General features: G+C 61.7%; 15 protein-coding genes. 10 read left to right on the top strand and 5 right to left on the bottom strand.

Features of this window, described 5'->3' with window-relative positions; translation table 11 throughout:
* Positions 1 to 3: 3 nt before the first annotated feature.
* Positions 4 to 708, bottom strand: coding sequence for a GAF domain-containing protein (locus ACYU7Q_RS08390; RefSeq protein WP_460608999.1), 705 nt, complete (start codon positions 706 to 708; stop codon positions 4 to 6).
* Positions 709 to 805: 97 nt separating this feature from the next.
* On the opposite strand from ACYU7Q_RS08390, the gene ACYU7Q_RS08385 reads away from it, so the two are divergent.
* Positions 806 to 1966: a geranylgeranyl reductase family protein gene (locus tag ACYU7Q_RS08385; protein ID WP_460608998.1), complete on the top strand. Its 1161-nt coding sequence runs from the start codon at positions 806 to 808 to the stop codon at positions 1964 to 1966.
* Positions 1967 to 2127: 161 nt separating this feature from the next.
* Here the strand turns inward: ACYU7Q_RS08385 and ACYU7Q_RS08380 are convergent, their stop codons facing one another.
* On the bottom strand, positions 2128 to 3597 hold the full coding sequence (locus ACYU7Q_RS08380) for a glutamate synthase subunit beta (RefSeq protein ID WP_460608997.1): 1470 nt from the start codon (positions 3595 to 3597) through the stop codon (positions 2128 to 2130).
* A gap of 37 nt (positions 3598 to 3634) precedes the next feature.
* A complete protein-coding gene (gene gltB / locus ACYU7Q_RS08375; RefSeq protein ID WP_460608996.1) occupies positions 3635 to 8158 on the bottom strand; it encodes a glutamate synthase family protein in 4524 nt (1507 codons plus the stop codon).
* Between the two features lie 430 nt (positions 8159 to 8588).
* On the opposite strand from gltB, the gene ACYU7Q_RS08370 reads away from it, so the two are divergent.
* The 6 genes from ACYU7Q_RS08370 to ureG all read left to right on the top strand — a co-directional run bounded on the left by ACYU7Q_RS08370 (position 8589) and on the right by ureG (position 14447).
* Complete coding sequence (locus ACYU7Q_RS08370; RefSeq protein ID WP_460608995.1) at positions 8589 to 9191, top strand: HupE/UreJ family protein; 603 nt, start codon at positions 8589 to 8591, stop codon at positions 9189 to 9191.
* Between the two features lie 100 nt (positions 9192 to 9291).
* Complete coding sequence (locus tag ACYU7Q_RS08365) at positions 9292 to 10023, top strand: urease subunit gamma/beta (RefSeq protein WP_460608994.1); 732 nt, start codon at positions 9292 to 9294, stop codon at positions 10021 to 10023.
* A gap of 29 nt (positions 10024 to 10052) precedes the next feature.
* Positions 10053 to 11138: a RelA/SpoT domain-containing protein gene (locus ACYU7Q_RS08360; RefSeq protein ID WP_460608992.1), complete on the top strand. Its 1086-nt coding sequence runs from the start codon at positions 10053 to 10055 to the stop codon at positions 11136 to 11138.
* A gap of 14 nt (positions 11139 to 11152) precedes the next feature.
* Entirely contained in the window at positions 11153 to 12868 is a 1716-nt protein-coding gene (gene ureC, locus ACYU7Q_RS08355) for an urease subunit alpha (RefSeq protein WP_460608990.1), read from the top strand.
* Between the two features lie 48 nt (positions 12869 to 12916).
* Positions 12917 to 13621: an urease accessory protein UreF gene (locus tag ACYU7Q_RS08350; protein ID WP_460608988.1), complete on the top strand. Its 705-nt coding sequence runs from the start codon at positions 12917 to 12919 to the stop codon at positions 13619 to 13621.
* Positions 13622 to 13694: 73 nt separating this feature from the next.
* Positions 13695 to 14447, top strand: coding sequence for an urease accessory protein UreG (gene ureG / locus ACYU7Q_RS08345; protein WP_460608987.1), 753 nt, complete (start codon positions 13695 to 13697; stop codon positions 14445 to 14447).
* Here the strand turns inward: ureG and ACYU7Q_RS08340 are convergent.
* Complete coding sequence (locus tag ACYU7Q_RS08340; protein ID WP_460608985.1) at positions 14444 to 15346, bottom strand: urease accessory protein UreD; 903 nt, start codon at positions 15344 to 15346, stop codon at positions 14444 to 14446. The two genes, ureG and ACYU7Q_RS08340, sit on opposite strands and share 4 nt — an antisense overlap.
* Before the next feature lie 167 nt (positions 15347 to 15513).
* Here ACYU7Q_RS08340 and ACYU7Q_RS08335 point away from each other — a divergent pair, with 167 nt between their 5' ends.
* From ACYU7Q_RS08335 to ACYU7Q_RS08325, 3 genes are all read left to right on the top strand, one after another.
* Positions 15514 to 16254 carry a J domain-containing protein gene (locus ACYU7Q_RS08335; protein WP_460608984.1) on the top strand — a complete coding sequence of 247 codons (741 nt, stop codon included), beginning with the start codon at positions 15514 to 15516 and terminating at the stop codon, positions 16252 to 16254.
* A 126-nt stretch (positions 16255 to 16380) separates the two neighbouring features.
* Positions 16381 to 16884 (top strand): ankyrin repeat domain-containing protein, encoded by a 504-nt coding sequence (locus ACYU7Q_RS08330; protein WP_460608983.1) that lies wholly within the window; start codon positions 16381 to 16383, stop codon positions 16882 to 16884.
* A gap of 524 nt (positions 16885 to 17408) precedes the next feature.
* Entirely contained in the window at positions 17409 to 18131 is a 723-nt protein-coding gene (locus tag ACYU7Q_RS08325) for a TonB family protein (RefSeq protein WP_460608982.1), read from the top strand.
* 20 nt (positions 18132 to 18151) lie between these two features.
* On the opposite strand, the gene ACYU7Q_RS08320 is transcribed toward ACYU7Q_RS08325, so the two are convergent.
* Positions 18152 to 18514, bottom strand: coding sequence for a DUF1304 domain-containing protein (locus tag ACYU7Q_RS08320; protein ID WP_460608981.1), 363 nt, complete (start codon positions 18512 to 18514; stop codon positions 18152 to 18154).
* Positions 18515 to 18546 lie beyond the last annotated feature (32 nt).

Genomic DNA, 18546 nt, shown 5'->3' with positions numbered 1-18546 from the left:
CGGCTACGTCCGGCGCAGCGTGGCTACCACCAGTTTGTCGAGATTGGCCACGATGGCGCCGGCCTCCTGGGCTACGGCCGGGGCGAGCGTGTTATCGACATGGGGCGCGTGCCGGGCCAGGTTATTGAGCACCGCCAGCTGCTCGCTCATATTACGGTAAATAGTGCCCCAGAGCAGCGCCGTGAGGCCGGAATGCGGCCCCATAATGCGGCGCAGCTCCAGCAGGTGCATCACCAGGCCCGCCAACTGACTCAGCAGGTGGCGCTCGGCGGGCGGGAAGTGCCGGGGCGGGCCATCGAAGAGGCAGAGCGTGCCGATGTTGTAGCCGTCGGAGTTGCGCAGGTTGTGGCCGGCGTAGAAATGCAGCCCCAGTTGCAAAATGAGTGAAATGTCGACGCCCGGCGCACTTTTTTGGTTGAGGTCTTCGAACACGGCCGTCTCGTTTTGCAGGATGGTGGCCGAGCACAGACTTTGCTCGCGCGGAATGCGCTCGATGGGCACCGGCAGGTTGTAGGGCGCTTTGAGCAGCACCGTGGTGCCCTCCACCATGGTAAGCATGGCGTTGGAAACCCGAAACAGGTGGGCGGTGGCGGCCACCACATCGTCGAGGATTTGTTCGCGGTGCGCGTCCAGCAGCTGGTAACGGCTGAGGGCTTGGAGGCGGGCCGCGTCATCGGCCGGAAGCAGAATGTTCGGTAGAGCAGTCACGGCCGGAAGCTGAAGTGTGAATGAAGATACGCAAAACGTTCGGGAATGTGACAAGGCCGCGCCCAGCCGCCCGGGCGCGGCTGCTACCTTTGGTCCCGTGCCTGTTTCTTCCCCATTTGATTACGACGTGGCCATCGTCGGTGCCGGGCCCGCCGGTACCGCTTGCGCCCTGGCCCTGCGCCAAAGCGGCCTGCGCGTGGCCCTGCTGGATAAGGCCCGGTTTCCCCGCGACAAAGTGTGCGGCGACGCCATTCCCGGCCACGCCCTCAAAGCCCTGCGCCAGCTCGACCCGGCGTTTGTGGAGCAGCTCTGGCAGCTCCAGCCGCGCGACGACGTGCGCGATTCCTGCCTCGTGGCCCCCAGCGGGGCCAGTCTCACCCTGCAATGGAAGTTGCCCAGCTTCAACAGCCCCCGCGAAACATTTGACGCGGCGCTGCTGGAACTGGTGCGTCAACATTCCGCCACCGAAATCCTCGAAAATACCGGCCTCAAAACCCTGCAAGTCGAGCCCGACCATGCCCGCCTGACCACCACCGACGGCCGCGAAATCACGGCCCAATTAGTCATTGGCTGCGATGGGGCTAACTCCACCGTAGGCCGCAAGCTGCTGCCCGCGCCGCTCGACCGCGCCCACCACTGCGCCGGCGTGCGCGCCTACTACGAAAACGTGGCCGGGGCCAGCAGCGGCACCACCGAGTTTTTCCTCAGCAGCGACTATCTGGCGGGCTACGTGTGGCTGTTTCCGGTAGGCGCGGGCCGCTATAATGTAGGCCTGGGCATGCTGTCCGAAATAGTGGCGAAACACAAAGTCGACCTCAAAGAAGTGATGACGCGAATGCTGGCCACGCACCCCGCGCTGGCCGGTCGCTTTGCCGAGGCGCGGCAATTGGGGCCCATCGTGGGCTTTGGGCTGCCGCTGGGCGGCGGGCGGGTGCGGCCCATCAGCGGCACCCGGTTTATGCTGTGCGGCGACGCGGCTTCCCTGATTGACCCCTTGCAGGGCCACGGCATCGATACGGCTATTCAGAGCGGAATATTGGCCGGGGCGCAGGCCGCGGCGTGTTTTGCCCGGCAGGATTTCGGCGCCGGATTTATGCAGCAATACGATGCCCAGGTGGCCCACAAAATCGGCCGGAAGCTGGCCAAAAGCTACCGCCTCATGCGTTTCCTCAGCAACAAGGCGTGGCTGGTGAACGTGGCTGTGCGCCTGGCCCGCGTGCCGGGGCTGAAGCCGTGGGTGCAGCGGGCGATAGGGTAGGGGCATTTATGCTTTGGTCACGAGTTACCCTGCGCCAAACCTGCGCCAGTGCTAAGGCCTGAAATTCCGCAATGCCGCGGTTTGTCACATTATCGGGTTAGTCGCTTGAAGAAGACGGATTGCCGCGTTTCGCTGCGTTCCACTCGCAATGACAGGCGATTTTACGCAAACATCCCCACCGCATTCTTGCTCGGAAGCGCCGTTTTTCCCGTCAGAAACACATCAACTTCCCGCGCCGCCTCGCGGCCTTCCGAGATGGCCCAGACGACCAGCGACTGGCCGCGGCGCATGTCGCCGGCCACGAACACGTTGGGGCGGGAGGTGCGGTAGGCTTTTTCATCGGCGCGCACGTTGCCGCGCTCGTCGAGGGCCACGCCCAGCTCAGTGAGCAGACCGTCCACGCGGGGGCCGGCGAAGCCCAGGGCCAGCAGCACGCGCTGGCAGGGGATTTCGCGGTCGGAATCGGGCACCTCCTCGAAGCGGATGCGGCGGCCCAGCACGTCGGTTTCCCAGGTTACATCGCTCACGCGCAGGGCGCGGAGCTGGCCGTACTCATCGGCCAAAAAGGCTTTGGTATTGATGCCCCAATAGCGCTGGCAGCCTTCTTCGTGCGAGGTGCTGCTGCGGAAAATGTGCGGCTCCAGCGGCCAGGGGGTATGGGCGGGGCGCTCGGTACCGGGCTGGTGCATGAGGGCGAATTGCGTGACGGAGCGCGCCCGCTGGCGGTTGGCCGTGCCCACGCAGTCGGAGCCCGTGTCTCCGCTGCCGATGACCACCACGTCCTGGCCTTCAACCCAGATTTCATCGTCTTCGATGCCTAGCTCGCTCACCCGGCGGTTGTGCTGGGTGAGGTAATCCATAGCGAAGTAGATACCGGGCAGCTCGCGGCCGGGAATGTTCAGGTCGCGCGGCACGCTGGCGCCGCCGGCCAGCACCACGGCATCGTAACCGGCGGTGAGTTCAGCGCCCGAAATGTCGCGGCCGATTTCGGTGTTGCAGCGGAAAATGATGCCGTCGTCTTCGAGCAGCTTGATGCGGCGGTCGATGACCCATTTATCCAGCTTAAAATCGGGGATGCCGTAGCGGAGTAGGCCGCCGGGCCGGTCGTCGCGCTCGAATACGGTGACGGTGTGGCCGGCCCGTGCCAGCTGCGCCGCCGCAGCCAGACCGGCCGGGCCGGAGCCCACCACGGCCACCGTTTTGCCCGATTTTAGCACCGGCGAAGTCGGCTGCACGTAGCCCTTAGCGAAGGCAATTTCAATGATGTGCTTCTCGATTTCCTCAATGGCCACCGGGCTGCTGTGGATGCTGAGCACGCAGGCCGCCTCGCAGGGCGCGGGGCAGATTCGGCCCGTGAACTCGGGAAAATTGTTGGTGGCCGAGAGAATCTGGTAGGCGTCTTCCCATTTTTCCTCGCGCACAGCGTCGTTGAATTCGGGAATGATGTTGCCCAACGGGCAGCCCGAATGGCAGAAAGGGATGCCGCAATCCATGCAGCGGGCGGCCTGCTGGGTGAGTTGGCTTTCGGCATAGGTGCCCACGAACTCGCGGTTGTGGGCCACGCGCTCCTGCGGCGCGGCCTTGGGCGGCAGCTCGCGGGCAAATTCTTTGAAACCGGTGGGGTTGGCCATGATTGGTAGTGGTTTTGTTTTTGAGGCTGGCGCGGCGTTACCCTACTGTGGCATACCGGGTCTTCGCCAGCACCTTCTTATACTCGCTCGGGAACACCTTCACGAACTTCCCGGCTTCCTCCTGCCAGTTGCCCAGCAGAAACGCCGCAACCTGGCTGCCCGTCAGTTCCACATGTTGCCGCAGCAGCGCCTGAATCTGGTCCTCGTCGTCGGCGTCGAGCGGGTCGAGTTCTACCATTTCGGGGTTGCAGTTTTGGGGGAAGGTGCCGTTGGGGTCGTAAATCCAGGCGATGCCGCCGCTCATGCCGGCGGCGAAGTTGCGGCCCGTCTGGCCCAGGATGAGGGCCCGGCCGCCGGTCATGTACTCGCAGCCGTGGTCGCCCACGCCTTCGACTACGGCCGTCGCGCCGGAGTTGCGCACCGCAAACCGCTCGCCGGCCTGCCCGCGCACGAACAGCGCGCCGGAAGTCGCGCCGTACAGTGCCACGTTGCCGATGATGATGTTCTGCTCGGGCACAAACCGGGCAGCGGGGGAGGGGAAAATGGCCAGCTGGGCCCCGCTGAGGCCCTTGCCCACGTAGTCATTGGCTTCGCCTTCGAGCGTGAACGACAGGCCCGCCGCGCTGAACGCGCCGAAGCTCTGCCCCGCCGAGCCGCGGAAACGGTAATTAATCGTATTCGCGGGCAGGCCAGCGGCGTGGTAGCGCTTGGCAATCTCATTCGAGAGCAGCGTGCCGATGGTGCGGTCGGTGTTATGAACTTCAAACTCGCCGTACACCGGCGTTTGTTCATTCAGCGCCGGTTGGGCGTGTTCCAGCAGCTGCCAGTCCAGAATGTTGTCGAGGCCGTGGTCCTGCGCTTCGCTCTGATATAAGGTGCCGCCGGAGCTATTGGCAGCCGGGTGCAGCATGCCGCTCAGGTCCAGATGGCGGGCTTTCCAGTGGGTGATGCCTTCGCGCACTTTCAGGAATTCGGGGCGGCCCACCATCTCGTTGATGGTGCGGAAACCCAGCTCGGCCATGATTTCGCGCAGCTCCTCGGCCAGGAAACGGAACAGGTTTACGATGTGCTCGGGCTGGCCGGTGAAGAGCTTACGCAACTCGGGGTCTTGCGTGGCCACGCCCACGGGGCAGGTGTTGAGGTGGCATTTGCGCATCATCACGCAGCCGCCGGCTACCAGCGCAGCCGTGGCTACGCCCCATTCTTCGGCTCCCAAAAGCGCGGCTACGGCCAGGTCGCGGCCGGTTTTCAGCTGGCCGTCGGCTTGCAGCACCACACGGCTGCGGAGCTGGTTCTGCACCAGCGTTTGGTGGGCTTCGGCCAGGCCCAGCTCCCAGGGCAGACCGGCGTGCTTGATGGAGCTGATGGGCGAGGCGCCCGTGCCGCCGTCGTAGCCGGCAATCAGAATCACGTCGGCATGCGCTTTCGCCACGCCCGCCGCGATGGTGCCCACGCCCGCTTTGCTCACCAGCTTCACGTTGATGCGGGCGGCGCGGTTGGCGTTTTTCAGGTCGAAGATGAGCTGGGCCAGGTCTTCGATGGAGTAGATGTCGTGGTGGGGCGGAGGCGAAATCAAACCCACGCCGGGCGTGGCGTGGCGCACTTTGGCAATCCACTCGTCCACCTTGTGGCCGGGGAGCTGGCCGCCCTCGCCGGGCTTGGCACCCTGGGCCATCTTGATTTGCAGCTCGTCGGCGTTAGTGAGGTAGTGGGCCGTGACGCCGAAGCGCGCCGACGCCACCTGCTTGATGGCCGAGCGCATGGAGTCGCCGTTTTCCATCACTTCGTAGCGCATAGGGTCCTCGCCGCCCTCGCCCGTATTGCTCTTGCCGCCGATGCGGTTCATGGCAATGGCCAGCGTGCTGTGCGCCTCGTGCGAAATCGAGCCAAACGACATGGCCCCGGTCGCAAAGCGCTTCATAATATTCTCGGCCGGCTCCACTTCCTCCAAGGAAATCGGGTCGCGGTGGTGAGCGAAATCCAGCAGCCCGCGCAGCGTGAACATGCGCTCTGGCTGCGTATTAATCAGCTTCGCGTACCGCTGATAAGTAGTGTAGTTATTGGTGCGCGTGGCCAGCTGTAGCAGGTGCACCGTTTCGGGGTTGAACATGTGCGCCTCGCCGCGCCGCCGCCAGTGGTAGAGGCCACCATCGGGCAGCAGGGTCTGCTCCTCCGGGGTGCTGGTTTTAAAGCCTTGAAAGTGCTTGTATAACGTCTCGCGGGCAATTTCATCGAGCCCCAGCCCGCCGATGCGCGTAACGGCCCCACAGAAATAAGCATCGACTACCGCTTGATTCAAACCTAAAATCTCGAACACCTGCGCGCCGTGGTAGCTCTGCAAAGTCGAAATTCCCATCTTCGAGAAAATCTTCAGCAGGCCGTCGCACACGGCTTTGATGTAGTTATAGGTGAGCTGCGACTGGTCGAGCGAGGTATTCAAATGGCCCGCCTCGCGCATGGTCCGCAGCGTGGAAAGCGCCAGATAGGGGTTAATAGCCGTGGCCCCAAACGACAGCAAACAGGCAAAATGGTGCACTTCCCATACGTCGCCGGCCTCCACCACCAGCCCCACCGAGCCCCGGAAACCGAGCTTAATCAGGTGGTGATGCACGGCCGACACGGCCAGCAGCGACGGAATCGGCGCGTGCTCCGAATCCACGGCGCGGTCCGACAAAATCAGCACCTCGAAGCCGTCGTTCACCGCGTCTTCGGCGTAGCGGCAGAGACGGGCGAGGCCGCGCTCCAGGGCGCCGGGCAGGCCGTCGGCCTTAAAATAGGTTTGCAACGTCTTGGCATTGAACATGCCGGTGTCGATGCTGCGCAGCTTTTCCAGCTCGTGGTTGCTGAGGATGGGCTGGCGCAGGGCCACGCAGTGGCAGTGGTGCTTGTCCTCATCGAGGATGTTGCCGTTGTTGCCCAGGAAGGTAGCCAGGCTCATCACCAGCCGCTCGCGGATGGGGTCGATGGGCGGGTTCGTGACCTGCGCGAAAAACTGCTTGAAGTAGCTGCTCAGGTGCTGGGGCTGGTCCGAAAGCACGGCCAGGGGCACGTCCACGCCCATCGAGCCGATGGGTTCCTTGCCCTCCAGGGCCATCGGCGTGATGAGCACGTCGATGTCCTCGCGGGTGTAGCCGAACACCTGATGGTACTTAAAAACCGCGTCAGCAGCCAAGTCCGTGAACATCTGGCGCGGCTCGGGCAGCTCTTCGAGGCGAATCTGGTACTCGTCTAGCCACGCGCCGTAGGGCTGGCGACCGGCGGCCTGGGCCTTCAATTCCGCATCAGTGATGATGCGGCCGGCCACGGTATCCACCAGCAGCATTTTGCCGGGCTGGAGGCGGCCTTTCTGCACCACGGTAGCCGGGTCAATGTCCAATACACCGGCTTCGGAGGCCACCAGCACGCGGCCGTCGGTGGTTTCGAGGTAGCGCAGCGGGCGCAGCCCGTTGCGGTCGAGCATGGCTCCAATCTGCTGGCCGTCGGTGAAGATGAGGGCGGCCGGGCCGTCCCAGGGCTCCATAAACGTGGCGTGGAACTCGTAGAAAGCCTTTTTGAGCGGGTCCATCTGGGTGTTGCCGTCCCAGGCTTCGGGCACCAGCATCATCATCACGTGCGGCAGCGGGCGGCCCGAGTGCAGCAGAATTTCCACCACGTTATCCAGGCAGGCCGAATCCGATTGCCCGGCATCGACCACCGGCAACAGCATGTCCATTTCCTCCGCTGAGAAGTAGGGGGACACGTAATTGCGCAAGCCCGCATAAAACCAGTTCAGATTCCCGCGCAACGTATTAATCTCGCCATTGTGCGCCAAAAACCGGAAGGGCTGGGCCAGCTTCCAGCTCGGAAACGTGTTGGTCGAAAACCGCGAATGCACCAGCCCGAAGGCCGACACCACCCGCTCGTCGCTGAGGTCGGGGAAGTAGCCGCGCACCTGGTAGGTGGTGAGCTGGCCCTTGTAGACGATGGTTTTGCAGGACAGCGAGGCAAAGTAGAACACGTCCATCGCGGCTGGCACGGTTTCGCGCACCGTTTTGAAAATCAGCCGCCGCAGCACGTAGAGCTTGCGCTCGAAATCCTCGGCGGTGACTATGCCGGCCGGGCGACCGAAAAACACCTGCTCCATCACCGGCTCGGCGGCCAGCGCCGTGGGGCCGATGCCGGTCGGGTTCACCGGCACGGGCCGGTAGCCCAGCAGCGGGAACCCCAGCCGCGCGGCCGCGCCGTTTATCACGTCGTGACAGGCGGCGCGCAGCTTATCGTCTTTCGGCAGAAAGGCCGTGCCCACGCCGTAGCTGCCCGGCTCGGGCAGGCGGATGCTGAGAGCAGTGCATTCTTCGAGCAGAAACCAGTGCGGAATTTGAATGAGCAGGCCGGCCCCGTCGCCGGAGTCGGTATCGCAGCCGCAGGCGCCGCGGTGCTCCATGTTTTCGAGCATGGTCAGCGCGTCGGCGACGGTCTGGTGCGTTTTGCGGCCGTTGAGATAGGTGATAAAACCGGTCCCGCAGGCATCGTGCTCAAATTCGGGGCGGTACAGGCCCTGCGGAGTGTCAGTGGATGGCATCGGGATTTTGGAAAATCAGGAAAAAAAGGTGCCGCCAGTCGGCGGGAGCGTTAGCAGGGCAGGAGATTAAGCCAGCCAACTGCGCACAGGCGTTTACAAGGAACGGCTCGCCGGTGGCAGGCAAAATCGCGGCATCGGTTGCTTTACTATTTCCAGTTGGCTGGATTGGATATTAAATTATTGATAATCACAAATTTAAATGCGGGTGCTGTACAACTTCAAAATCAACTCTGCGAGCCTCCTGCTGCCGCTGAATGGCCGTCTTCCTGCCTCGGCCAGATTGCACAGAACGGTAAGTTACGGGAGCTTTTTTCAGATTCAGCAGCTAATTCAAGAAGTTTAGATTACTTTTTCGAAAAATTGCCAACTGCCCTTAAATCAAAAGGCCCCAAACGTTTTCAGTGCTTTATATCCTGTATCACCCTGCCAAATGCAAGGCCTGCTGCCCATCTTGTTTGCTTCCGTAGCCGGTATGGGCCACGCTTTCGAACCCGACCACTTGCTGGCCGTGGGCAACCTCATCTCGCGCCGTGACACGCTAGCCGAAGCCCTGCGCGATGGCGTGTACTGGGGCCTGGGCCACACCACCACGCTGGTCGTCGTGGGAGCCGTCATCCTGCTGGGCCGCGTCACGTTTCTAACCTCGCCTTGGTTCGAAGCCGCCGTGGGCCTTATGCTCATTGTCATGGGCATCAGCCGACTGCTGGAGCAGCGTCGGCCGCCGGCTAAAGTGCGGCCCGGCGCGTCGCCATCGCGGGCGGCCTTCGCGGTAGGCCTGCTCCACGGCCTGGCCGGCAGCGGCGCGCTGGTGTTGTTGGTAATGAGCGAAATCCGCAGCCCTTGGCTGAGCGTGCTCTACTTCGCGGTATTCGGCATCGGCTCTATCCTGGGCATGTTCATCGTGGCCGGATTGTGCAGTGTGCCGTTCACCCGGCGCATGCGGATTAGCCGGGTGCTGAAAACCTCGGCGATTACGCTTTCTTCCCTCGTATGCATCGTGTACGGCGGGCACATGATTTATGAAAACTTGTAGGGTGCGGGGCTTGCCCCCGCCCATCGTTGCACGACATTCACTGAAACTATAATCTAAATCGGCGCGAACGCCGGGCGGGGGCAAGCCTCGCACCCTACTCATGCACCTCGCCCCCAAAGACCTCGACAAGCTCGTACTCCACCAGGCCGGTTTTGTGGCGCAGAAACGCTACGCCCGCGGCCTGCTCCTGAATTACCCCGAAGCCCTGGCCCTCATCGCCACGCAGCTGCTGGAGTTCATCCGCGACGGCGAGCGGGTGGCCGTGCTCATGGACAAGGGCAAGCAGCTGCTGGGCCTGGCCGATGTGCTGCCCGGCGTGGCCGACCTGCTCCACGAAGTCCAGATTGAAGGCACTTTCCCCGACGGCACCAAGCTCGTGACCGTGCACCACCCCATCTGCCGCGAAACCGGCGATGCCGCGCTGGCCCTCTACGGCTCCGGCCTGACCCGCGCCACCGCCGCGCCCGCCGCGCCCGCCGGCCCCCCGCCGCCCGGCGAATACCTACTGGCCGACGGCGACATCATCCTCAACGAAACCCGCGCCACGGTCACGGTCGACGTCGTGAACATGGGCGACCGGCCCGTGCAGGTTGGCTCGCACTACCCCTTCTTCGAAACCAACGCCGCGCTGCACTTCGACCGCGCGGCGGCCTACGGGTTCCGCCTCAACATCCCGGCCGGCACCGCCGTCCGCTTCGAGCCCGGCGAACGCAAGCGCGTTACCTTGGTGGCCCTCAGCGGCGAGCGCATCGTGTACGGCGGCAATGGCTGGATTGATGGGCCGCTGGATGAGGCGGGAAAGAAGCAGCAGGCGCTGGAGAAACTGTGTTAAGTTTGATAAAACATTAATAACCAATCATCATGGCTTTAAAAGACCGCACGCCACTATTCTCGAAACGTCAACTTGATGAAGCCGGGCAAGTACTAATTAATAAATCGACTAAATTTCAACCTTTTGAAGCTACAATAATCCTTAACAATCATAGGTCTTGTCATGCATATCCTATAAATACTTTTCAGGCTACACTCAGAAAAAAACTAGGTAAGTTAAAATTTGATGCAATAATATCTCAGCGCTTGAAAAGAACACCTTCTATCTTGGACAAACTTGACCGTTACCCTCAGATGAAGTTGTCAAGAATGCAGGATATCGGGGGAATAAGAGTTGTGCTTGCTGAAAACGAAGATGTATACAAGCTAGTAGATAAATATAAACATCCAGGATTTCCGCATAAATTAAAAAATGAGAAGGATTATATCAAAAGTCCTAAAGAATCGGGTTATCGTTGCTACCATTTAGTCTATGAATATTCAAACCCAATAAATCCGAATTATGATGGTTTGATGTTAGAACTGCAAATCAGAACTAAGCTGCAACATGCCTGGGCAACAGCTGTAGAAACTGTAGGGACTTTTCTAGACCACTCTTTGAAATCGAGTCAAGGACCACAAGAGTGGTTGGATTTTTTTGCTCTAGTTAGTCACGCATTCTCGTATGTAGAGAAGACTAATGGCATTGAGAAATTCGCCAATGATTCACAGGAACAAACTTTTAAAGAGGTAAGGTCTGAAGCAAAAAGACTAGGGGTCGTAAATAAATTGATTGCATTCAGTCAAGTAATTAAGAACGTTACTACTGATAAGCGCCAAGGTTCAATTCATCTAGTCGTTCTTGATATTGTTGATGCTCAGGTCACGATTAAGACGTATTCAAAAGCTGCTATAGACCAAGCTTCTGACGATTATATGAAGGAAGAAGCCACTATAACACCAGAGAATAGAAAGCAAGTAGTACTTGTTTCGTCAGATTCTATTGAACTTCTTAAAAAAGCTTATCCAAGCTATTTTCTGGATACTCAAGAATTTCTTAATCAGCTCAGGAAGATTATGAATACAAAGTTTTTTTATAGACAAGCTAAGTTTTTTGAAGGAGATTCCCAATTCTAATTTATCTGTTGGCCATGTCCCTCCCCATCTCCCGCCGCGCGTATGCCGACATGTACGGCCCCACCACCGGCGACCGGGTGCGCCTCGGCGATACCGACCTGCTGATTCAGGTAGAAAAAGACTACTGCGTGTACGGCGAGGAATGCAAGTTCGGCGGCGGCAAGGTGCTGCGCGACGGCATGGGCCAGGCCGCCGGCATCGGGCCGGCCGACGCGCTGGACCTCGTGATTACCAACGCGCTGGTGGTCGACTACACCGGCATTTACAAGGCCGACATCGGCATCAAGGGCGGGCGCATCGTGGGCATCGGCAAGGCCGGCAACCCGCACATTATGCCCGGCGTGACGCCCGGCATGGTGGTGGGCGTCACCACCGAAGTCATTGCCGGCGAAGGCCAGTTGCTCACCGCCGGCGGCATCGACTGCCACATCCATTTCATCAGCCCCCAGCAGATTCCCGAGGCGCTGGCTTCGGGCGTGACGACCATGATTGGGGGCGGCACCGGGCCGGCCGCCGGCACCAACGCCACCACCTGCACGCCCGGCGCGTTCTACCTCGAAACCATGCTGAAGGCCACCGAGGCCTACCCGCTCAACTTCGGGTTTCTGGGCAAGGGCAACGCCTCCAAGCCCGAGGGGCTGCGCGAGCAGGCCGAGGCCGGGGCGCTGGGCTTCAAGCTGCACGAGGACTGGGGCACCACGCCGGCGGCCATCGACATGTGCCTGAGCATTGCCGAGGAATACGACGTGCAGGTTTGCATCCACACCGATACGCTGAACGAAAGCGGCTTCGTGGAAACGAGCACGGCCGCATTCAAGGGGCGCACCATCCATTCCTACCACACCGAAGGGGCGGGCGGCGGCCACGCGCCCGACATCATCAAAATCTGCGGCGAGCCGAACGTCATTCCCTCGTCCACGAACCCCACGCGGCCCTTCACGGTGAACACCATCGACGAGCACCTCGACATGCTCATGGTCTGCCACCACCTCGACCGCAACATCCCCGAGGACGTGGCCTTCGCCGAAAGCCGCATCCGGGGCGAAACCATCGCCGCCGAAGACATCCTGCACGACCTGGGCGCACTGAGCATCATTTCCTCCGATTCGCAGGCCATGGGCCGGGTGGGGGAGGTCATCACCCGTACCTGGCAAACGGCCCACAAGATGAAGCAGCAGCGCGGCGCCCTGCCCGAAGATGCTCACCATCAGGCCGACAACTTCCGGGTGCGCCGCTACGTGGCCAAGTACACCATCAACCCGGCCCGCGCCCACGGCATCTCGCACGAAGTCGGCTCCGTCGAAATCGGCAAGCTGGCCGATTTGGTACTCTGGAAGCCTGCCTTCTTCGGCTCGCGCCCCGAGATGATTATCAAGGGCGGCATCATCGCGCAATCGCAAATGGGCGACGCCAACGCCTCCATTCCCACGCCGCAACCGTCGTTCTCTCGCCCCATGTTCGGCGCGCTGGGCGGGGCCATTGGAAAGAGCTCGATGGTCTTTGTTTCCGGTGCTTCGGTAGAGCGGGTGCGGGCCGATTATGGCCTGACCAAGCAGGTAGTGGCGGTGAGAAACTGCCGGAATATTGGGAAGAAGGACATGGCGCTAAACGATTACCTGCCCAACATTTCGGTGGACCCGGAAACGTACCGCGTGATGGTAGACGGCGTGCACCTGACCTGCGAGCCGGCCGCGACGCTGCCGCTGGCGCAGCTGTATAATCTGTTTTAGAACTGTAGCGTGGACTCTGCGAGTCCGCGCCCGATTGAACGTCCAGCCATGCGCGGACTCGCAGAGTCCACGCTACAGCCCATGCATTTCGCCCGCCTCCTGCACCTCGTCGATTCGGCCATTCCCACCGGCTCGTTCGCCTATTCTTACGGGCTGGAAAGCGCCCTCACGTTTGGGTTGATAAACACGCCATTCGACCTGCGCAACCACCTGTATTCCTACTTGCAGCAAGCCGCCAGCGCTGAATTGCCATTCATCCTTTCCACCTTCCAACTCACTGAAAAAAGCCCCGAATTTCAAGCTGTAGCCGAAGAATACGACGCCCAATTGCTCGTTCCCGCGCTCTATAAAGCCAGTGCCGTGCAGGGCCGCAACTGGCTGAAGCTGTTGGCCACCTTCTACCCCGAAGCTGCTTTAGAAACCATCACCCAGTGGTTCAAAACCCAGGAAATTCCGCCGCATTTCACGCTGGTGTTTGCGCTGGCCTTGCAGCGGGTGGGCTTCGAGCTAAAGGAAGTGCAGGCCATGTACCTGCACATGCTGCTGCGCGACCAGCTCAGCGCCGCCATTCGCCTTGGGTTTCTGGGGCCGCTGGAGGGACATCAGCTGCAACATGACTTTTATGCCGTGTTCGAGCATATTCTGGCGGCGCAGGTGGGGAAGGGGTATGGAGAGTCAGTGCGCTCCGCGTTTTTGCTTGACGCCGCGCAGGTGCTGCACGAGGATATCTATTCTAAACTTTTTCAGAACTAAGTAGCGCGGACTATTAGTCCGCGAGTCCACATCATACCACTTATCCGCGGACTAAAAGTCCGCGCTACTGCACATGGCTTTTGTCGAAAAACTCGCCCTCCTTCTCCACGGCCACCAGCACGAAGCCTACGAGTCGCCCGGCGACTTCAACGAGCGCGAAACCCGCCGCCTGCCGTCCTACCGCAACTTCCGCAAGCGCGCGTTCACCGTGGGCATTGGCGGGCCGGTGGGCACGGGCAAAACGGCTTTGCTCAAAGCGCTGTGCGAGCGCCTGCGCCACGAATTTGAATTGGGCGTGGTCACCAACGATATTTTCACCCGCGAAGATGCCGAGTTCCTCATCCGCCACAGCGCTTTGGATGAAACCCGCATCGTGGGTGTCGAAACCGGCGGCTGCCCGCACGCCGCCATCCGCGAGGATATTTCGCTGAACATGGACGCGCTCGAAGGTCTCATGCAGCGCTTCGACTACGGCCTCGATTACCTCTTCGTGGAAAGCGGCGGCGACAATCTGGCCGCCCACTTCAGCCGCGAGCTGGTGGACTATTCCATCTACGTCATCGACGTGTCGGGCGGCGACAAGATTCCGCGCAAGGGCGGCCCCGGCATCACGCAATCGGACCTGCTCATCATCAACAAAATCGACCTTAAAGACCTCATCAAAGCTGACCTGGGCGTGATGGAGCAGGATTCCAGGAAGATGCGCGGCGAAGGCCCGTTCCTTTTCGCCCGCGCCACCGACGGCTACGGGCTGGATGAAATCATTGCCCACATCAAAGCCGCCAAAGCCCGCGCCCTAGCCGCCGTGCGCGAAGACCGGCGCTAATACTTCCTCCCCAGCGGATTATACCCCAGCAGCTGCTCATCTGCCAGGCCGGCCAGCAGCGCGTTGCACAGCGGCTGCAGGGCCATGCGGCTGTGCGCCGCCGCCCGCAGCACCCACGCATTTTCCCGCGCCTGCGCCACCGAAACCACGTACTCCTGGCTGTTGATGTTGAAGTGCGGCCCGGTGCTGCCGGGCATCTTTTGCTGCGCCAGCATCGCGGCCAGTTGTTGGAAGCGCACATCATCGGGGCTGCCCACCAGAAATACCGAGAAGAAGGTTTGGTACCCCGCGAAATTGGCTGGCGAAGTGGCGATGTTTTCCGCGGGCTCAAACCCAAACCTGTCCAGCACCACCAGCCGGCCCGCCACCCGCACCCGCAGTTCCGAATGCAAGGACGTGAAGGCAAACCGCTCGCCCTGGTCCATGCGGCCGGAATGAAACCAGTCGACCAGCAGCAGGAGGGAAGTGGGCTGCAGGTGCCACTCCTGCACCTGCCGGTAGCGGCTTTCGGCCTGCAGCACCACCGGGTCGGGAAACACCACGGCCAGCGCGTTTTCGGCCAGCGTGCCCGCGGTGTGCTGCTCGGCCACGGCCCCGTCAATCGACCGGAAAATTTTCGTGCTGGCCTGCGTGCTGAGGATGAGCCGCGCGCCCGTTTGAACCGACACCCGCAGCCGGATGGTGTCGCCGGTCACCATGCCGCCGCCGTAGCTGCTCAGCACCACGTGGGCGGCGCGGCTGGGCGCGGCCGGTTGCAGCAGCTTCAGCGGCTGAATGTTCTTGCAGGCCACCAGCCGCGAGCGGCCGCGCACCTCGGCCACGTCGAGCACACTCCAGGCGGGCGCGGCGGCCTGAGCGGGTGGGGGCAGCGCAAGGGAAGTGGCCGAGTCAGTCGTCATAAGAATGCGAAGTACGGCCGGCCGGCCGCCAATTCCGCACCGTGGCGGCGGCTACTGCCCCAGACTGGCGCGGGCTTTGGTCTGGCCAAAGCAATAGCCCGGGGCAAAGTCGCGTTTTGAAATAGCCCGGTGCTCTGTATTTTAGGGCTTCGCCGCGCCTTTCACTTATGCAGAATTATTACCACCTGCTGGGCATCGACTCCACGGCCACCGCGCCGGAAATCGTGCAGGCGTACCTCGCCCAGCGCACCCGCCTCAAGCGCCTCGCCGCCGACCCTGCCATGAAATCCCGCCTCGCCGAGGTCGAGGCCGGCTACGGCATCATCGGCCACCCGCGCCGCCGCCTGGCCTACGACCTGCTGCTGGCCCAGGAGCCCGCCCTGCCGCCCCACTACGCCGCTGCCGAAGCCCGCTGGCTTCGCTACGCCCGCATCGCCCGCAGCCTCAACGTGGCCCTGCTGGCCTGCTGCCTGCTGCTGGCCCTCGACTGGGCCCTGCCGCTGCGCCAATACGCCCACGAAACCGTGCAGAGCCGCTTCCCGGTATCCGTGCCCTCGGCGCTGTCTGCCCCCGAGGTGGCCTACCGCGTGCACACGGCGCATACCAGCTTCCGGCTGCCCAGCGCCATCGGCCACCGCGTGCGCACCGGCCAGGCCATCACCGTGTGGCAAACGCCTATCCTGGGCATCGTGCAGCGCATCAGCGCGCCCGAATCGCCCGACGGCCCGGCCCCTTTTCGGCCCTACGGCGGCACCATCTACGGCACCTTTTTCCTGCTGCCGCTGCTGCTGGCGGCGGTAGCGGCCGTGGGCACCTGGCCCGGCCACTCCCCCGAAACTTATGTGAATACTGCCGCCGTGGGCGCACTGCTGACCATTCTGACGCTCGTCATCCTGCTTTGTTTCTGAGGCTGTAATTCCACTGCCAGCCCCGCGCCGCACATCAAATGCCGGAGTAATCCGTAAGTGTGGGCGGGGTGCCCGCCGGCACCGCCGCCCGTTTCGTTTCTCATTCCTCATTGATTATTGCCCTTCATGGATTCCAACGCTGCCCGTTCCGAAGACCTTCTGTTTGATGCCGCCCGGCGCGGCGATGTGCCCGCCCTGCGCGACCTGCTGGCCACCGGCCTCGCCGTGGATACGGCCAACTCTAAGGGCTTCACCCCCCTCATCCTGGCGGCCTACGACAACCACCCCGAAGCCACCGCCTTCCTGCTCGATGCCGGGGCCAACCCCAACGCGCAGGACTTCAGCGGCAACACCGCCCTGATGGGCGTCAGCTTCAAAGGCTACCCCGAAATCGCCCGGCTGCTCATTGCCCGCGGGGCCGGCCTCAACCTGCAAAACGCCAACGGCGGCACGGCCCTCATGTTCGCCACCATGTTTGGCCGCAACGAGCTGGTGCAACTCCTGCTCGACGCCGGTGCCGACCGCACCATTGCCGACGGGCGGGGCCTCACGGCGCTGCACCTGGCCGGCCAGCAGGGCAACGAAAAAGCCTGGGCCCTGCTGGGTGGCGAGCCACAAGCGGCTGGATAACCCACCCTCTTGCAATCAGCGCGGCATCAGCCCAAGCCCCGCCAACAAGCCTATCGGCTTGTTGGCGGGGCTTTCGCATGCGTACGCGTAGTGAGAAGGTCTGTTATTACAAATTTGACATTCTGAGAAATTATTACTTGAAATAGTCTAATTGAAAATAAGCTCGGATTGAATCTGTGATTGTGAATATATTTTGAACGCTTGCAATGCGTAGGCGAGGCTATTTATTTGATTTGTGTGCTATTTATCGTTTATTTGCTCTGAAATAAACGCAGTTAACCAACGATTTGCAATTGCCAATAGCGTCTTATTTATAAATTAAATAAGATGAGCAAACGTTTGTCTTCTGCCTGTTATTGACCTCATGCTCGGAAAAAATCAATTGACAGGAACAGCTTTTTAGCCTGTTTCAGCCGCCCGTTTGCTGTTTTCTACTGAAAACGATTGCGGCCTGGCTACCCAATGGATTTTCACCCGCGCCGGCTTTGCAAACACTCATTCTCTTCACCAAAATCCTACCGCTTATGTTCCTCTCTACTCTGCTTGTCGCTACGCAATTGCTGGCTGCTGGCCCATTGTCAGCGCCTAAATCCAGCGCTGGCCCTGCCACCGTACTGGCGGCACCGGCCGTGGCCGGCCGCGTTACCAACGAGGTGGGAGTGCCGCTGCCGGGCGTGTTCGTGGCGGTGCAGGGCACTCCCCAGGCCACCAGCACCAACGCCGCCGGCGATTTTCTGCTGGCCCTTACCAGCGCCAAATCCGTGCTGCTGTTCAAGTGCCAGGGCTACCGCGACCAGACGCTGGCCGTAGCGGCCGGCAACTCCCTGACCGTGAAAATGCAGTCGCTCACCAAAGCCGTGGCCGCGCCGGCTGGCCCGGTGCCCGTGGCCCCGGCCGCCGAGCCCGAGGCTGCCACCGCCGCCACCGTGCTCAAGTTCTCAGAAGTGTTGCCGTCCTTCCCGGGTGGTGAATCGGCTTATTATGCTTTCGTGCGCCAAACGGCCCGTTTCCCTGAAGAAGCCCTGAAGCAAGGCCTTTCGGGTACGGTGTACGTGAGCTTCGTGGTCGACCAGCAGGGCCGCATCGTCGATGCGGAAGTGGCCAAAGGCTGCGGCCACGGCTTCGACGAAGAAGCCCTGCGCGTGATTCGCCTCATGCCGTGGTGGACGCCCGGCCTGGTGGGCGGCAAGCCCGTACGCGTGGCCCGCACCATGTCGGTGCCGTTTTTATTCCGCTCGCGCGACTAGCGCGTAGACGGGCACCGAAATCAAGCCAGCTGCAGGGCCGCCAGGGCCAGCAGCGCGGGCACGGTTTGCACCAGCAGAATGCGCCCGCCGGCCGTGAAGGCGCCGTAGATGCCCGCCACGGCCACGCAGCCCAGAAAGAACGCGCCCACGTTGCGGTGCCAGGCCGGGTCCGTTATCAGCAGCGCCCAGACGAGGCCGGCGGCCAGAAAGCCGTTGTACAGGCCCTGGTTGGCGGCCAGTACTTTGGTGGGCGCAAACAGCTCGGGGCGCAGGGAGCGGAAGGTTTGGGGGCCGCGGGTGGTCCAGGCGAACATTTCCAGCCACAGGATGTAGGCGTGAATGAGGGCCACCAGGCCGATGAGAAGCTGGCTGAGCAGGTGCATAACAACGCGGGGGAAGAAGTGACGCCCCGGCC

Source organism: Hymenobacter terrigena (genome assembly GCF_054776515.1).
This window is presented reverse-complemented; position numbering and strand designations above follow the sequence as displayed.

Excerpts from the sequence above, each read along its gene's own strand:
- ACYU7Q_RS08380 (WP_460608997.1), bottom strand. The coding sequence starts at position 3,597 with ATGGCCAACCCCACCGGTTTCAAAGAATTTGCCCGCGAGCTGCCGCCC.
- gltB (WP_460608996.1), bottom strand. The coding sequence starts at position 8,158 with ATGCCATCCACTGACACTCCGCAGGGCCTGTACCGCCCCGAATTTGAG.
- ACYU7Q_RS08370 (WP_460608995.1), top strand. The coding sequence starts at position 8,589 with ATGCAAGGCCTGCTGCCCATCTTGTTTGCTTCCGTAGCCGGTATGGGC.
- ACYU7Q_RS08365 (WP_460608994.1), top strand. The coding sequence starts at position 9,292 with ATGCACCTCGCCCCCAAAGACCTCGACAAGCTCGTACTCCACCAGGCC.
- ACYU7Q_RS08360 (WP_460608992.1), top strand. The coding sequence starts at position 10,053 with ATGGCTTTAAAAGACCGCACGCCACTATTCTCGAAACGTCAACTTGAT.
- ureC (WP_460608990.1), top strand. The coding sequence starts at position 11,153 with ATGTCCCTCCCCATCTCCCGCCGCGCGTATGCCGACATGTACGGCCCC.
- ACYU7Q_RS08350 (WP_460608988.1), top strand. The coding sequence starts at position 12,917 with ATGCGCGGACTCGCAGAGTCCACGCTACAGCCCATGCATTTCGCCCGC.
- ureG (WP_460608987.1), top strand. The coding sequence starts at position 13,695 with ATGGCTTTTGTCGAAAAACTCGCCCTCCTTCTCCACGGCCACCAGCAC.
- ACYU7Q_RS08340 (WP_460608985.1), bottom strand. The coding sequence starts at position 15,346 with ATGACGACTGACTCGGCCACTTCCCTTGCGCTGCCCCCACCCGCTCAG.
- ACYU7Q_RS08335 (WP_460608984.1), top strand. The coding sequence starts at position 15,514 with ATGCAGAATTATTACCACCTGCTGGGCATCGACTCCACGGCCACCGCG.
- ACYU7Q_RS08330 (WP_460608983.1), top strand. The coding sequence starts at position 16,381 with ATGGATTCCAACGCTGCCCGTTCCGAAGACCTTCTGTTTGATGCCGCC.
- ACYU7Q_RS08325 (WP_460608982.1), top strand. The coding sequence starts at position 17,409 with ATGTTCCTCTCTACTCTGCTTGTCGCTACGCAATTGCTGGCTGCTGGC.
- ACYU7Q_RS08320 (WP_460608981.1), bottom strand. The coding sequence starts at position 18,514 with ATGCACCTGCTCAGCCAGCTTCTCATCGGCCTGGTGGCCCTCATTCAC.